Here is a 15,814-nt window from a genome sequence, read left to right on the forward strand (position 1 = left end):
GAGAATTGTCTCACTACTCAGTACTAAAATCTCAGTACTTTATTACGCATCAATATTGGCGTAGGTAGCATGGTCTTCGATGAATTTCCGGCGTGGGGGAACATCATCTCCCATAAGCATCGAGAAGATATGATCGGCTTCAGCAGCATTTTCGATGGTAACCTGTTGAAGTGTCCGGTTTTCCGGATTCATGGTGGTTACCCACAGCTGTTCGGCGTTCATCTCTCCCAAACCTTTGTAGCGTTGCACATGAACACTGCTTTCGTTTCCATCTGCCCATTCTGTGATGTAAGACAGGCGTTGTTGTTCGTTCCAGGCGTATGCCTCTTTTTTACCTTTTTTTACAAGGTAGAGTGGAGGAGCAGCAATGTAAAGGTGTCCGCGTTTGATCAGATCGTTCATGTACCGGAAGAAGAATGTCATAATCAACGTTGCGATGTGGCTTCCGTCCACGTCGGCATCGGTCATGATTACAATCTTGTGGTAACGCAGCTTTTCAAGGTTTAATGCTTTTGAATCTTCATCAGTTCCAATGGTTACCCCCAGAGCTGTAAATATATTTTTGATCTCGTCGCTTTCAAAGATCTTGTGCTGCATCGCTTTTTCCACGTTCAGGATCTTACCGCGAAGTGGAAGAATTGCCTGCGTACGGCGGTCACGACCTTGTTTGGCTGTACCGCCTGCCGAGTCTCCCTCAACCAGGAAAATCTCGCATTTTACCGGATCTTTCTCCGAACAGTCGCTTAGTTTACCCGGTAAACCTCCTCCCGAAAGTGCATTTTTACGTTGAACCATTTCGCGGGCTTTACGCGCTGCGTGACGGGCCTGTGCTGCCAGAATTACCTTGTTAACAATCTGACGGGCTGCTTTGGGATTTTCTTCCAGGTAATATTGCAATGCTTCGCTGGTCGCCTGGTCAACTGAAAGGCTTACTTCCGAGTTCCCCAGTTTGGTTTTGGTCTGGCCTTCAAATTGCGGTTCGGCAACTTTTACCGAAATAATCCCGGTCAAACCTTCCCTGAAGTCATCACCACTGATATCAAACTTCAGCTTGGCCAGCATACCCGACTGGTCAGCATAGTTTTTCAAGGTACGGGTCAAACCTCTGCGGAAACCGGTAAGGTGAGTACCACCTTCAATCGTATTGATGTTGTTTACATACGAGTGAATATTTTCGGAGAACGAAGTGTTGTATTGCAGTGCAATTTCTACCGGAATTCCGTTTTTTTCCGTAGTGATGTGCACTACTTCGTCGATCAGTTTTTCACGTGTTCCATCCAGGTAGTTCACAAATTCTTTTAATCCTTCTTCGGAATAAAACATTTCTGTTTTTAGCGAGCCGTCCTCTTCAACCTGACGTTCGTCGGTAAGATTCAGCCTGATTCCTGCATTCAGAAATGCCAACTCACGCAAACGGGCAGCTAAAATTTCGTACTTATAAACCGTTGACAGGAAGATGCTGTCATCGGGTTTGAAAGTTACGATAGTTCCTGTGTCGTCGGCATCACCGATAATTTTTGCATCGTAAAGCGGTTTCCCGATGCTGTATTCCTGAACCCAAACTTTTCCTTCTCTGTGAATTTCAGCTTTCAAATGTATTGAAAGTGCGTTTACACAAGAAACCCCAACACCGTGCAGACCTCCGGAAACTTTGTACGAATCTTTATCGAATTTACCACCGGCATGAAGAACTGTCATTACCACTTCCAGTGCTGATTTGTTTTCCTTTGTGTGTCTCTCGGTTGGGATTCCCCTTCCGTCGTCTTTTACCGTAATGGAATTATCTTTATGAATGATTACATCGATGTTGCTACAGTAACCGGCAAGTGCTTCATCAATTGAATTATCCACCACCTCGTAAACCAAATGGTGCAATCCTTTTTCGTTTACGTCGCCAATGTACATGGCCGGTCTTTTACGTACAGCTTCCAGACCTTCGAGCACCTGAATACTATCCGCTGAATAGTTTCCGTTACCGTTGCCGTTGTTCCGGACTTCTTTTTTTTCTATTTCGCTCATCTCTTCTGTTTAAATATTTTATCCTTTTCAGGATGCTTTAAAATAAAATAGTTTCCCTGCAGACTTTATGGTTAGTCTCTGAAGGAAACTAGTTGATTTTCAAGTTCTTGTTGTATGTGATAAAAGATTTTGAAATCACCCGTCAAAGATAAAAAAAATACCCGGAATACCATTCTTTTCGAGAGGAATTAAGGGGGTATTTTTTAACAACTTATTAACGTGAAAATGAGTGAAATAAATGCGGGCTGAAGGCAATAAAATAATCCTGATCTCAAGAAAGTACCAACAGGTATGAAAGTGAAGATTTTTACTCCTATCCGGGATTTGTTCTTAATGAAGAATATCTAATGTAGAATTCCCAAATTTCAATTTTCAGGATTTTGTTGGATATTTTTCATTCATTATTGAGAATTGGATATTTTTAAAAATTGACTTTCAAAAAAAAGGGAGCTCGAAGCTCCCTTGTCTATCTGGTTGATGATTTAAAACGCATAACTTATACCGGCTAATGCATTCATGCTTTGAACCGGGTATCCCAGCCATTTTTCGTACTGCTGAAATCCAAAATTATTTAGCTGGGCAAATACCGAAAACTTGCTGGTGAGCTGGTAATTCGCTTTCAGGTTCAGGTCGAATACCGTTTTAAGCGTATTGATTTTATAAACGGCATCGGGAGTTATACCGGGAATGGCCGGATCGAAATCCTGGCTTTGCAAAATCAAGGCCTTGCATTCGCCCATCAGGTAAACATCGGTTGAAACGCTCAACTGATCTGAAATTTTGTACCCAAGAGAAAAAGTGGCATCCCAGTTCGGAAGGTTCCAGGCTTCCTCTTGTTTATCGGTTTTGTATTCATAATAATTCACCGACAACGAGAGGTCTACTTTATCCGACGACGCATGAAAGATCTCGGCATTCAGTTTTAAACGGTCGATATCGTCGTACAGCACCGCAAATGTATTGTCGACGATACGAGGATTTGGATTGATCTCGGTGCTCGGATAGAACGTTTCGTTCAGGTAATACAGGGGCTGATCTCCTGTGATCGAATATTCAGCCGAAAATTTGAAAGCTGTCTTTCTGGAGAACTTGCCATCAAAACCTCCGTAGAACCTGATTTTTTGCATCGAACTTTTTACATCGTGTTCGGGATTCACAAACGGATTTTCGTAAGCAATTTTTGAATAGTAATTGTTGATGTGTTCTCCGTCGATACCGGCGTAAATATTGATGATTTCTTTTACCGGTGCCCAGTTGGCCCTTATTTCAGGAGCAATTTTTGCTTCGGTGTCGGTTGTATTATCCATGATATACCACGCGCCCAGTCCCAGTTTTAAGTTAGCGGTTTCGTTTCCGATGTACCAGGCCGGCTTGGCGAATAAAATAGTCGTTGAATGTTTGTCGAGCGTTGTATCGGCCGGGATAAAGATATTACTGGCCTGTGTGTATTCAAGTCCGGCCTCGAGCATGCCAATTCCCACCTGCATCGGAGCACGGAAATTAGTGGTGAAATTGGCGAAATGTTCTTTTTGTTCGGTTTTGGTGCCAAAAAAGTGGTAGTCGAACGAAAAGCCGAATTCCTGTTCATCGATATCGGCGCCAATATCGTCCAGGTCAATATGAAAGCTTCCCTGGGTAAATGACTGTTTTGTGCCGAAATAATTGATTTGTTGATCGTCGCGTAAAAGCAACTCTTGTACGCCTTCTTCTCCCGGATAACCGTAATAGTTAAAACCGTCGTTTTTTATGGCGCCGTTTACAGATAGTACCGAGGTTTGGATCGTGTGTTTTACAAAAAGCTCCGCTTCGTTGTGCATAAACGGAGCATCCACTTTGTCGCCTCCGGGCAACTCAATGTCTCCGTAGGATGAAAGGTGTTTTCCGTGAATCCCGAAAATGGTATTTTTCGAGTTTACATTATTAAAAAAAACTTCAGCATAAGGCTTGTAATAACTCCCGAAACCTGCGCGAACCAAGCCGTATCCGCGCTGGATCGTTGGAGTGGTTTCAACAGTGGCTGCTTTTAATGGTGAAAACGAGAATGTACTAAAAACCGGCTGACTCTGAATTGAGTATTTGAAAGTTGGCTTTTCAGTTTGTTCTTCATCGATTTCAGGCATGCTGTTTAGTTTGTTGGCATCCGAAATGGTGGGGACAAAGGCACGGGTAACTTCCACTTCCCGTCTCAGTGTGTCGGTTTGTGTTTGCGCCTGCGCCGAAAGACCTGCTCCGGCAATAATGGAAAGAAAAATATATTTGAATGTTCTGTACATGTCTTCCGCTTTTATTTTTGTTTGATTTCCATTTGAAACGAACTGTCAACGGCGTTTTGTTGCTGACGGGCTTCTTTTTTCTGAATGGCTGTCAGTCGCCGGTTGGCCTCAGCTTTTATGCCGTCGTCGTCTTCGTTGTAATTCTCGGCCAGACTTTTTAGTGTATGTTTTGCCTGGAATTGGTCGCCTTTGTCCTCATAAATATTGGACAGCAACAGGAATGCTTTTCCCAGCCAGTAGGTGTATGGCGTTCCTTTTTCAACAAAATCGATGATGGTTTCTTCCGATTTTGCGAGATTTTTGTTTTTGTAATGAATCTCTGCCAGTAAATATTTGGCTTCAGCTCCCTGTTCCAGTTGAGTATTTTTAGCTACATCGTTCAGCGGATCGATCGAAGAACTGAGGTTGCCCAGTTCGTAATTCGATTTTCCAATGGCATAATCAGCTTCATATTTTAAAGCATCGCTGGTCACATCCTGTTTTTTTACTTTCCTGGCCGCTTCGATGGCTTGCTGGAATTGCTTAGCGCGCATGTAACATCTCATTTGACCAACGTTGGCCTTCAGTATGTTCCATTTGCTGTTGGAAACCTTTTCCAGTCGATTGAACATGTTTAGCGCTACTTCGTAGTTTTCGGCGTTAAACTGCATTTCAGAAGCTTTTGAGAGGGCTGGTTCGCTAAACAGATTGTCGGGCTGATTGGCCACCCAGGTATAGTGTTCATTGGCTTCCTGGTAAACTCCGTCTTTGTAGAGCAATTCTGCCAGGTAAAAATGAGCATTTAACAGATAAGCTCCGTTTGGAAATTGTTCGAGGTAGTGACGGAGCTGCGTTCCTGCTTCTGCTTTCCCGTCCATGTAAAGGCGCTCAGCCGCCATATAAGTCAGCTGATCCTGTTCGGTCGCGCTAACGGTAGCTCCGCCTCCCAGGCGGTTAATGTAAGCGAAATATTCGTCCACGTTGTTTAGCTCCACATAGCAGTTTTTGATTCCAGAAAGTGCTGATTCAGCTTCCGGCGTACCGCGGTAATTTTCGGCTACGTCTTTGTATTGCTGCAGGGCTTTGTTGTAATCGCCATTGTTGTAGTTGATCAAACCCAGCTGCAACAAGGCTTTCCGGTAATACGAACTTTCAGGGTAAGTGGCAACCAGTTTCTGGTATTGCTGTACGGCATCGGGGTTTTTACCCAGGCGCTCGTTGGCGCGGCCCAATTCGTAAAGCGCATCGTCGGCATATTCCGATTGCGGAAAATCGCTGAGCAAACGATTCAGGTTGTCAATTTTTTCCTGATGTTTTCTTTGCAACCCCTGGCAAAAGGCAATTTGCAGCAGCGCATAGTCGGCATCAAAAATTCGCATGTTGTAGGCTTGCTGGTAATTTTCCACAGCCTGGTCGTATTTCGCTTTCTGGAAATAATAATCACCCAGTCGGTTGTAGGCATCGGCCTTTTTAGGTTGATCGCTGCCTGAACTTTTTGAAACAAATTGGCTGAATTGTCTGAATGCCGCTTCTTCGTCGTTCATTTTGAGGTAAGCATAACCCAGGTTATAGTTTGCCGTGCCCGATTCGGAAGTGGCAGTTGCTCCCGGTGTTTGTTCAAAACGGTTGTAAGCCAGAATCGCAGCATTGTAATCGCCCGAACGGTAAAGCGCTTCCGATTTCCAGTAAAGTGCACGGGCATTTATGTCGCGACTGTATTTTCCATTGTCGAGCGAGAGGTTGAAATATTCGATGGCTTGTTCAAAATCGCCGGCATTGAAAAGTTCCAATCCGCGGTAGAACGTAACGCGCTGATAGGCTTTTAGTACATCGGGTGTTTTATTCCTGATTTTTTCGATCGATTCGATGGCGTCTTTGTAATTCCGTGTCACCATGTACACATCTACCAAAATCCGGTAAGCTTCTGCATTCCGGTCCGAGTTCGGATATTCGCTGATGTAGCGGTCGAATGCGTTGATGGTTTCGTTAAACGGCGAGTACGAAAGTTCGTAGGTCAGTTTGGCATAGCTGAACAGGGCATCTTCCTTGATTTTTGGATTGAAATCAAACTCTGATGCCGCGTTGAAAGCCGTTTTTGCTTTTTCTTTCTGATCGAGTCGAATGTAGCAGTCGGCCAAATGATAACAGGCGTTCTGCGTTAGTTCGTCTTCGCCGGTTGCTGCTTTTTCGAGCAGGGGAGCGGCGTCGGCGTATTTACCGGTTTGGTAATAACAAAATCCCAGGATGTAGTTTTCTTCCCGCGTTTTAGGCGCAGAGGTTTCAAAATAGGTTTCCAGGTAAGGTATCGCTTTGTTGTATTCTTTCAAATGAAAATACGAATCTCCGATGATTCTCGACAGCTCCGTTTTATGTTCCGTCTCTACCTCGTCGAGAATTGGAACGGTATAGTTCACCACTTCGCTGTATTTTCCCTGTTTGTAATAAATGTGGCTTACATAAATCGGAATCACCTGCGAATACGCCGGGTCGTTGTTCAGGGCTGAGAAACCCTGCAAGGCAGCGTCGTAATTTTCGTTTAAATACTGAATGTGTGCCCAGTAATAACCGGCAGGTTTGCTGTACAGATTGTTGGTGTTCCGGACCGCTTCAAATTCAGCCAGGGCTGCATTGTTGTTTTCCTCCACCAGGTTCGAATATCCGTTTTGGTACTGAAGCTCAATCCGGTCGTTTTCCGAAAGTTCGGCTCTGTCGACATTTTGAAAACTGCGGATTACCTTGGCATATTGGCGTTTTTCGAACTGAACTTTTCCTATTTCGAACCAGGCCGTGTTGATATAAGGGCTTTCCGGATAGGTGGCAATAAAATTGTCCATCATTTTGTCGCCCGAACGGTACCCGGCATGCAGCGCACTGGCTGCTTTGAAAAATTCGGCTTCGGAATAAAATTCCGATTTTTCCTCCACCTTCTTCTGTATTTTTTCAAACTCACGAAATGCCGAAACAAACTTATTTTGCTGGTAAAGCTGTTTTGCAACCGCCACATCTTGTTCGAGTTGCGTGTAATAAGCTGTTTGCTGAGCGTAGGTTAGTGGTTGAAAAATAAGGATGAGCGCGAAGGATAAAATCAATGGTATTGTCTTCATGCTTTATGGTCTCATTTTTAGTGAATTAATCGACTTTTGACGTTTTTTGTCCGATATCAGTCGTATGCATTTTATTGGAAATCTAAGATAGTTAATCTCAATTCTTCGGATGATTACTAATTGTTCGAATTCTTAACAAGAAACTGTTTATTTCTTTTGTTTATTATACCTTCGGACAAATATTTTCCGTTTAATTTGGTACTACAATCATTCCGGATGGACAAAAAAATAGTTATACAACTGGAGCAGGCTGCTGTTTATCAAAGAGAAAATCTCATCCTTCTCGATGTCGATCTTCAGGTGAAAGCCGGAGAGTTTATTTATGTGATCGGAAAGGTGGGAACCGGCAAATCGAGCCTGATAAAAACGCTGAACGCGGAATTGCCCTTGTTCCAGGGAACCGGTGAAGTGCTGGGCTACCAACTGGCGGGAATTAAGCGGCGTGCCGTTTCGCAATTGCGAAGAAAAATGGGTGTTGTATTTCAGGATTTCCGTTTACTTACCGACCGGAACGTTTTTCAGAACCTGGCGTTTGTGTTGCAATCAACCGGCTGGAAACAAAAATCAGCGATAACGGAGCGTGTCATTGAGGTGCTGAATGTGGTTGGAATGCTTCATAAAAAGGATAAAATGCCTTACGAACTAAGTGGGGGCGAGCAACAGCGTGTAGTGATTGCACGGGCAATTCTGAACAATCCGGAAATTATTCTGGCCGACGAACCCACGGGTAATCTCGATCCGGAAACATCGGAAGAAATACTCGATCTTTTTATCCGGCTAAACAACGAAGGAAAAACCATTCTGATGGCGACACACGATTATGCGGTGATTGCCAAGAAACCTGCGCGAACACTGGTTTGTGCCAAGGGTAAATTGTCGGATTCGGATACCATCAAGGAAGAAATCGCTTTTGAAAACCTGCTCGAAGAGAACGGATAGTTTATAGGAAAGGAGCGAACAGTTCCTTCAGAACCTGTTCTTCATTTTCCCAGATAAGATCGGCAGCAGCTACTTTCAGATATGTTTTCCACACTTTTCTTTTGGCCTGATCATTCAACGCATCCAGAATATTTTCGGCCAATACTTTTGGTTCGAGTGAAGGAGTGATCGTTCCAACTTTGTATTGTGTGACAATGGCGGCCATTTCCGGTAAATCGCTTACCAAAACCGGTACCCGGGCCTGGATGTAATCAAAAAGTTTATTGGGAAGTGTATAGCGGTAATTCAGCCCCAGGTCTTCTTCTATCGAAAGTCCCAGATCGGCCTGAACTGTTAGTTTTGAAAGATCTTCCAAAGGTAATCTTCCTTTGAATTCCACTTTGTTTTCGAGCTTTTCTTTGGCTACCAGTTCTTCCAGTTGTGTTCTGATGTCGCCATCGCCTGCAATTACCAGTTTTGCATCATCGATATAATGCATGGCAAGAATCGCCTGTTCCAGTCCGCGACCAACATTGACCGCTCCCTGGTATAAAATCATTCGGGTATCGGAAGAAGTTTGCACTGCTTGCGCCTTTTGTGCTAAAGGCAGGTTACGCAGTACTTTAAAATCTACTCCGTATTTTTTGCGGTAAACATTGGCAATAGAATTACAAACAGTGTAAGCATATTTTACTTTTGGCAATATTTTTCTTTCCACCCATTCCCAAATTTTCTGTGTCGGTGGTCGGTTAACCAGCTCCGGAACCTGGGTAAAATATTCGTGACTGTCATACACCAACGTTTTGGCTTTACAGCGCGAAGCGAGGTAGTTTGCAGGCAGCGAATCAAGATCGTCGGAAAGCAGGATATCGCACTTCGCAAAGAGCAGAAGCAGGAACAACCTGATGTTGTATTCGGCGTAAAAGCCGGGGCCTTTTTTGAAAATAAGTTTTATTCTTCGGGTGGGGTAGTTTCTGATTACATCGGCACTGTGCGGTAATTTCCGGCCTACGAGCAAAACATCGAAGCCCAATTTGTACAGGCTTGTACAAATCTTGTGCACGCGGTTATCGGTAACCAGGTCGTTGGTTACTGAAACTATGATTCGCTTTTTGGTTGATTTTGCCACTTGATAAATAATTCAGGATAAAGATAGAAACTTTACTTCTTCCAAATTACTTTAAGCGGAATTGGATATTGTCTGAAACAGCTACAAAAATTTATCCCGGACAACGTTTTGGATAATGTCTACGGTTTTATCTATTCCGAGAAAAGAAGAGTTCAGGCAAAGATGGTAAGAGCCGGAATCTCCCCAGGTTTTGTTGCTGAAGTAATTGTAATACCCGGCGCGTTTTTTATCCATTTTTTCGATAAACGAAGCTGATTTTTCGGGCGAAAGCTGATGAATTCGGGCCATTCTTTGTATACGGTCTTCAAGGTCAGCACTTATAAATATATTTAAATTGTTTCCGAAGTCTTTCAACACATAGTCGGCACACCTGCCCACAAAAATGCACGATTCCTTTTCGGCCAGTTTGCGAATGATTTCACTCTGGATCTGAAAAAGGTTTTCATTGCTTAGAAAATACCCTGTATATATTTGGTACATCAGCGACGAACGCATGCCGAACATTCCGCCAAATAAGCTGTGGCTGTCTTTTTCGTCGGCCTTTTCAAAAAACTCCTTTCCCAGTCCGCTTTCTTCCGATGCAATCTGAATCAGTTCCCGGTCGTAATAGGTAATGCCCAGTTGTTTAGCCAGTTTTTGGCCAATTTCAAGGCCGCCGCTGCCAATCTGTCGTCCGATGTTGATGTGAAATTTTGCTGACATATCGCGTTTTCCTCCTGTAAATTTATGGTTTGATTTTGTTTTTCCGGTATTCAGCCAAAAGAAGATAACCCGCATTCAGGCTGGCAAGAAAGTCGGCGCTTGGCATGCTCATCCAAACCCCGTTTACGCCAAAAAATGAAGGGAAAATAAGCAGGGCAGGCAGTAGAAACAGTACCTGGCGGGTAAGCGAGAGGTAAATGGCTTTGCCCGGTTTTCCGATGCTTTGGAAAAAGTTGGATGTTACCATCTGGAATCCGACAATTGGGGCAGTAATAAATACAATTCTTAACCCGGTGGCAGCAATGTCAATCAACTCTTTTTCGCGTGTAAATACCGATGCCACTGCATGCGGAAAAAATTCACCTACCAGAAAGCCAAGCAGCATAACGCCGGTTGCCAGAAGTATGGTGTGGTTCAAAACTTTTGTTACCCGTTCTGTTTGTCGCGCTCCGTAATTGTATCCGGCAATGGGTTGCATGCCCTGGTTAAGCCCCAGTACTACCATTGCAAATAAAAACATCACCCGGTTAACGATTCCAAAAGCGCCAACGGCAAGGTCACCGCCATGGCGGGTAAGACTTTGGTTAATAATGATGACGATAACGGATCCGGCAACGTTCATCGAGAAGGGAGAGATCCCGATGGCCAGCGAATCGAGAACAATCCGGCGCTTGAGTTTAAAGGTGTCTTTTTTTAGGTGGACCAGGTTGTTTTTGTTACTGAATATTTTGATTTGCCAAAGCAACATTGAAGTTTGTGCAAATACGGTTGCAATGGCGGCCCCCTGAATTCCCCAGTTCAGTACGAAAATAAAAACAGGGGTTAAAATGGCATTGATGATGACCGACAAAATCGTGGTAGTCATGGCCTTCTTGGGTTGACCGGTAGCCCTGAGCAACGCATTTAATCCGAGGTACATGTGGGTGATCAGGTTGCCGAGCGAAATAATTACCATGTAATCGTGTGCGTATGGAATGGTATCTTCGCTGGCTCCAAAGAAATACAGGATCGGATCGAGAAAGGTTAGCACAACTACAGAATAAAGAATGCCCAGAATTAGGTTTAGTACAAACACGTTTCCCAATATACGGTTGGCCGAAGCATAATCTTTTTGCCCCAACCGCAGCGACATAAGCGTGGAAGCACCAACGCCAACCAGCGAACCGAATGCTGCGCCGAGGTTCATTAACGGAAAGGTAATCGCCAGTCCCGAAATGGCGAGTGCGCCTACTCCCTGGCCTATAAAAACACTGTCGGTGATGTTGTACAGCGATGTGGCGGTCATGGCAATTACCGATGGAATGGCATACTGCAAAAGCAGGCGCCATACATTCTCGGTGCCCAGTGCCGCTGTCGATTTGTTTTGCTCCATATTCTTATTCAGGCTAACTAAATCTGGGAAAAGTTAAGAAAAACAGGTTTAATGTGCCTGCAAAATTACTTTTGTTTTGCCGGAAACCGGGGAAAGGACCGGTTTATTATCAAGTAGAGCTTCTTTTCTTAATATTATCTGTTGTGGAGAACACTTACATACATTCAGAGAAATGAACACCTGTACGTTTGCGAATTAAAAACGGATCGTGCTGCAAAGTTGTGCAATTCGTCTATTTTTGCAGCAAAATACTGATTCATGATTCGCTTTTTTGAAAACTACTCGCTCAAAGACCACAATACTTTTGGGATAGATGCCAAAGCCAAATACTTTTTCGAATTTACAGAGGTTCAGGATCTTGCAGTTTTTTTGCGCGACAATAAAAGCTGGCGCGACGAAAAACTAATCGTATTGGGTGAAGGGAGTAATATTCTCTTTTTGAATGATTTTGACGGTTTGTTGATTCATCCGAAAGTGCCCGGAATTTTTTCGGTACACGAAGACCGGCAGTGCGAATGGATTGAGGCAGGCGCTGGTGAATTGTGGGATGACCTGGTGGAGTACGCTGTTGCCTATGGATTGGGTGGTGTTGAAAATCTTTCGTTGATTCCCGGAAAAGTGGGGGCTGCACCGGTTCAGAATATTGGCGCGTACGGACAGGAAGTTTGTGCAGTAGTGGAAAAAGTAAAAGGTTTTGACCTGGAAAAGGAAGAAATTACTGAATTTAAAGCGGAAGAATGCCGCTTTGCCTACCGCGACAGTGTTTTCAAAAGTCACCTGAAAAACCGTTTTATCATTACTTCGGTGGTTTTCCGGCTCGAGAAGTTTCCCGAATTTAAACTGGGCTACGGCGACCTTGAAGCAAAAGTAAAGGAAAAAGGCGATGTTAATTTGCACACCATTCGCAAAGCGGTAATTGAAATCCGTTCATCAAAATTACCCGATGTAAAAGAGCTGGGTAACGCCGGTAGTTTTTTCAAAAATCCGGTAGTGGAGGCGTCACTGGCAGAACGTTTAAAAGCTGAATTCGAGACGCTCCCCGTGTATCCGGCAGGAGAGGGAAAAGCAAAAATGGCGGCAGGCTGGTTGATTGAACAGGCCGGTTGGAAAGGTGTGCGCGAAGGTAATGTTGGCGTACATGAAAAGCAGGCGCTCGTGCTGGTAAATCATGGAAATGCCACTGGAAAAGAAGTGTGGGATTTCTCGGAAAAAATCAAACAATCGGTTTATGCAAAATTTGGTGTGGAACTGGAGCGCGAAGTGAATTGCGTCTAGTTTTTGCAGATTATTATTGTGTGACGATAAGTTGATTTAAATAAGCAGGTATTTCTTCCAAATCGAGCCTGATATCGGGTTGGGCTGTTCTTAATGCAAACCTTGGCATTGTTGGCGAAATTGCATGACATGGATTTTGAATTATCGTCTTTCCTCCCATTTGTTTGATGATTCTTAGTCCGTTAGCTCCATCCGAATTTGCACCTGTCAGTATAATGCCAATAAGTTGGTTTTTATAGGCCCACGCTGCAGTTTCGAAAAGCACATCAATCGATGGTCTTGAAAAATTCAGCTTTTTTTCTGTCGATAAAGAGAAACAAGAGTTATCCTCAATTTGGAGATGGTAACCCGGGGGGGCAAAGTAAATATAACCAGGAAGTACAGGTTCGTTAGCTTCTGCTTCTTTTACTTCGAGTTCACAGTCTTCATTCAAATGACGAATAAAAAAGTCGTTGCTGTGTTCGCCAATGTGCAATACAACAACTACAGGAATTGGGAAATCCTTTTTTAGTTCCGGCAAAATCGTTTTCAAAGCTTCCAGTCCGCCATGTGAAGTGCCTATGACAATAGCCCGATACATCAGATTATTCTCTTCTTAAATATTTTTTGTCTTTGGTCGATGGTATCAAATTTACTTTCAACCGAGGTAAATTTCAAACTTTCTTTGGTGCCGAGGCATAATATTCCCGATGGTGTCAGGCTTTCGTGAAACAGGTTCAGTACTTTATCCTGTAATTGCTTCTCAAAATAGATCAATACATTCCGGCACATAATCAGGTTTACTTCAGCAAAAACACTGTCGGTTACCAGGTTGTGGTCGGAGAAAACAACGCGGTTGGCAAACATTTTATCAATCATTACCGAACCGTACATCGACTTGTAGTAGTCAGCCAGATTTCTCTTTCCTCCCGATTTTAAGTAGTTGTTCTCATACTGTTGCATGTCCGACAGCTGATAAACACCTTCTTTGGCAATTTTGAGCACCTTTCGGTTAAAATCAGTGGCATAGATCTGGCAGCGATCCAATAGTCCCTCTTCGTAAAGAAGGATTGCCAAAGAATACACTTCCTCGCCGGTAGAACATCCGGCATGCCATATTTTGAAGAAAGTATAGGTTTTTAGTTTCGGAATAATATTTTCACGAAATGAAAGGTAGAACTCAGGATCCCGGAACATTTCAGTGACATTGATCGACAATTCATCCAATAATTCCCGGAAAAGGTCGGGCTCTCTCAGTACCTTGTTTTGTAAATCAGTTACTGTTTCCATATCCTTCAATCCAAGAAAGGCGAGTACCCTTCGTCGGACATGAGCTTTGCTGTAGTTTCTGAAATCATAACCGTATCTCAGGTAGATGCCTTCAAAAAGCAACTTTAGCTCAATGGCCAGTAATTCGGTATTTAATTCATAATAACTATTCATAGTTTACCAGGTACCCGTTTGCCTTTACCTTGAATCCTTCCTGCAATATATTTATCAGGTCTTTTTCAGAGAATGGTTTGCTTAAAAAGTTATTCATTCCCGCATCAATACAATTATTTTTATCCTCAGTCAGCGAATTGGCAGTGACAGCCGCAATATAAGTATGCGGAAAATTAACATTTTCCTTTTCATATTCGCGAATCATGGAGGTTGCTTCCAATCCGTCGAGTTCAGGCATTTGCATGTCCATGAAAATAATGTCGTATGGATCGGCGATGTGCATGTCGTAGGCTTCCCGGCCGTTTTGAGCGATATCGCTGTTGTATCCCAATTGTTTCAAAGATAGTTTAAATACCTTTTGATTGATCAGGTTATCTTCTGCTATCAAAATCCGGATATCCTCGGGAAGCTGATACTTTAATTCTTTTTCTCTTTCTTCAACCGTCGATTTTTTGAGCGGGAGTCTAAAATAAAATTCAGAACCCTTTCCTTCGTCGCTGATTACATTTATCTCGCCGTTCATCAGGTTCACAAGGTTTTTTGAGATGGCCAGACCCAAGCCGGTTCCCCCGTATTTTCTTGACATGGATGATTCGGTTTGCCTGAATTCTTTGAAAAGAACTTGCTTGCCTTCTTCTGAAATGCCAATCCCGGTATCAATCACCCTAAACAGGATGCGTGCCGACTGTTCGAATTCGTCGACCAATTCGATGCGAATTTCGACTTTGCCATGAGGCGTGAACTTGATCGCGTTGTTCACCAGGTTCATCAGTATCTGGTTGATGCGTAGAGGGTCGCCACAAAGCACCGAGGGAACATTTTGGTCAATAGTATAACTGAAGTCGATGCCTTTTTCTTCGGCTTTAAACCGCAACAACAGGTATACGTTGTTCACCATTTCTTTTAATTGGAAACTAATATTCTCGAACTGAATCTGTCCGGATTCAATCTTGGAGAAATCGAGAATATCGTTGATGATCAACATTAAATTTTCGCCTGATTTGGCGATAATATTTGTTAGGTCCTGTTGTTCCTCGTTCAAGCCCGATTTTTGCAAAAGCCGCGATATTCCAATTACTCCATTTAAGGGAGTGCGGATCTCGTGTGACATATTGGCCAGGAACATTGACTTTACCCGTGTGGCTTCTTCGGCTTTTTCTTTTGCAATTTTCAGGTTCATATTGGCGACTTCCATTTCCCGAAGCAAATGGTCGAGCCTGACGCGCTGATTGTACAAATCCAGGAAGATTTTTACTTTTCCCCGCAAGACGTCGGGAATAACAGGTTTGGGGATAAAATCTACCGCGCCCGTTTCAATTCCTTTGATGATGTGTAAATCGCTTTGATGAATGGCCGAGACAAAAATAACAGGTACATACCTGGTCTTTTTGCGTTGCCGCATCAATTCCAGGGTTTCGTATCCGTTCATTTCGGGCATCTGCACGTCGAGTATAACCAGCGCAAATTCATTTTTCATGGTAAGCTTTAACGCTTCCATACCCGAAGTGGCCCGTACAATATCGATATCAAAATCGTCAAGAATAGACTCAAGACTTATCAGGTTTTCAAGGAGGTCATCAACAATCAGTATTTGGGGTTTGTTGCTTTCAGTCATTTGTTT

11 protein-coding genes are annotated in these 15,814 nt (G+C 43.4%); 2 read left to right on the forward strand and 9 right to left on the reverse strand.

Features of this window, described 5'->3' with window-relative positions:
- Positions 1-42 precede the first annotated feature (42 nt).
- The 3 genes from gyrB to MR764_RS14070 form a co-directional block, all read right to left on the reverse strand.
- A complete protein-coding gene (gene gyrB, locus MR764_RS14060; RefSeq protein WP_247980069.1) occupies positions 43-2,019 on the reverse strand; it encodes a DNA topoisomerase (ATP-hydrolyzing) subunit B in 1,977 nt (658 codons plus the stop codon).
- 482 nt (positions 2,020-2,501) lie between these two features.
- A complete protein-coding gene (locus MR764_RS14065) occupies positions 2,502-4,292 on the reverse strand; it encodes a hypothetical protein (protein ID WP_247980070.1) in 1,791 nt (596 codons plus the stop codon).
- Between the two features lie 11 nt (positions 4,293-4,303).
- Positions 4,304-7,375, reverse strand: a complete 3,072-nt coding sequence (locus tag MR764_RS14070) for a tetratricopeptide repeat protein (protein WP_247980071.1) — start codon at positions 7,373-7,375, stop codon at positions 4,304-4,306.
- A 216-nt stretch (positions 7,376-7,591) separates the two neighbouring features.
- On the opposite strand from MR764_RS14070, the gene MR764_RS14075 reads away from it, so the two are divergent.
- Positions 7,592-8,314: an ATP-binding cassette domain-containing protein gene (locus MR764_RS14075; RefSeq protein WP_247980072.1), complete on the forward strand. Its 723-nt coding sequence runs from the start codon at positions 7,592-7,594 to the stop codon at positions 8,312-8,314.
- A 1-nt stretch (position 8,315) separates the two neighbouring features.
- Here the strand turns inward: MR764_RS14075 and MR764_RS14080 are convergent, their stop codons facing one another.
- The 3 genes from MR764_RS14080 to MR764_RS14090 form a co-directional block, all read right to left on the reverse strand.
- On the reverse strand, positions 8,316-9,422 hold the full coding sequence (locus MR764_RS14080) for a glycosyltransferase (RefSeq protein ID WP_247980073.1): 1,107 nt from the start codon (positions 9,420-9,422) through the stop codon (positions 8,316-8,318).
- 81 nt (positions 9,423-9,503) lie between these two features.
- Positions 9,504-10,124 (reverse strand): cytidylate kinase-like family protein, encoded by a 621-nt coding sequence (locus MR764_RS14085; protein WP_247980074.1) that lies wholly within the window; start codon positions 10,122-10,124, stop codon positions 9,504-9,506.
- Positions 10,125-10,146: 22 nt separating this feature from the next.
- Entirely contained in the window at positions 10,147-11,496 is a 1,350-nt protein-coding gene (locus tag MR764_RS14090; RefSeq protein ID WP_247980075.1) for an MATE family efflux transporter, read from the reverse strand.
- A gap of 258 nt (positions 11,497-11,754) precedes the next feature.
- On the opposite strand from MR764_RS14090, the gene murB reads away from it, so the two are divergent.
- A complete protein-coding gene (gene murB, locus MR764_RS14095) occupies positions 11,755-12,771 on the forward strand; it encodes a UDP-N-acetylmuramate dehydrogenase (RefSeq protein ID WP_247980076.1) in 1,017 nt (338 codons plus the stop codon).
- Positions 12,772-12,784: 13 nt separating this feature from the next.
- Here murB and MR764_RS14100 read toward each other — a convergent pair whose 3' ends face one another.
- From MR764_RS14100 to MR764_RS14110, 3 genes are read right to left on the reverse strand one after another with little or no spacing between them, the layout of a single operon-like run.
- Entirely contained in the window at positions 12,785-13,351 is a 567-nt protein-coding gene (locus tag MR764_RS14100; RefSeq protein WP_247980077.1) for a chemotaxis protein CheB, read from the reverse strand.
- Entirely contained in the window at positions 13,351-14,193 is an 843-nt protein-coding gene (locus MR764_RS14105) for a protein-glutamate O-methyltransferase CheR (protein WP_247980078.1), read from the reverse strand. Before MR764_RS14105 ends, MR764_RS14100 begins: the two co-directional genes overlap by 1 nt.
- Complete coding sequence (locus MR764_RS14110; RefSeq protein WP_247980079.1) at positions 14,186-15,808, reverse strand: response regulator; 1,623 nt, start codon at positions 15,806-15,808, stop codon at positions 14,186-14,188. The genes MR764_RS14105 and MR764_RS14110 overlap by 8 nt, the downstream gene beginning before the upstream one ends.
- Positions 15,809-15,814 lie beyond the last annotated feature (6 nt).

Source organism: Maribellus sp. YY47, assembly GCF_023111095.1.
Classification (GTDB): Bacteria; Bacteroidota; Bacteroidia; order Bacteroidales; family Prolixibacteraceae; genus Draconibacterium.

Coding starts and splice junctions, on each gene's coding strand:
- MR764_RS14110 (WP_247980079.1), bottom strand. CDS start 15,808: ATGACTGAAAGCAACAAACCCCAAATACTGATTGTTGATGACCTCCTT.
- murB (WP_247980076.1), top strand. CDS start 11,755: ATGATTCGCTTTTTTGAAAACTACTCGCTCAAAGACCACAATACTTTT.
- MR764_RS14090 (WP_247980075.1), bottom strand. CDS start 11,496: ATGGAGCAAAACAAATCGACAGCGGCACTGGGCACCGAGAATGTATGG.
- MR764_RS14100 (WP_247980077.1), bottom strand. CDS start 13,351: ATGTATCGGGCTATTGTCATAGGCACTTCACATGGCGGACTGGAAGCT.
- MR764_RS14105 (WP_247980078.1), bottom strand. CDS start 14,193: ATGAATAGTTATTATGAATTAAATACCGAATTACTGGCCATTGAGCTA.
- gyrB (WP_247980069.1), bottom strand. CDS start 2,019: ATGAGCGAAATAGAAAAAAAAGAAGTCCGGAACAACGGCAACGGTAAC.
- MR764_RS14065 (WP_247980070.1), bottom strand. CDS start 4,292: ATGTACAGAACATTCAAATATATTTTTCTTTCCATTATTGCCGGAGCA.
- MR764_RS14075 (WP_247980072.1), top strand. CDS start 7,592: ATGGACAAAAAAATAGTTATACAACTGGAGCAGGCTGCTGTTTATCAA.
- MR764_RS14085 (WP_247980074.1), bottom strand. CDS start 10,124: ATGTCAGCAAAATTTCACATCAACATCGGACGACAGATTGGCAGCGGC.
- MR764_RS14070 (WP_247980071.1), bottom strand. CDS start 7,375: ATGAAGACAATACCATTGATTTTATCCTTCGCGCTCATCCTTATTTTT.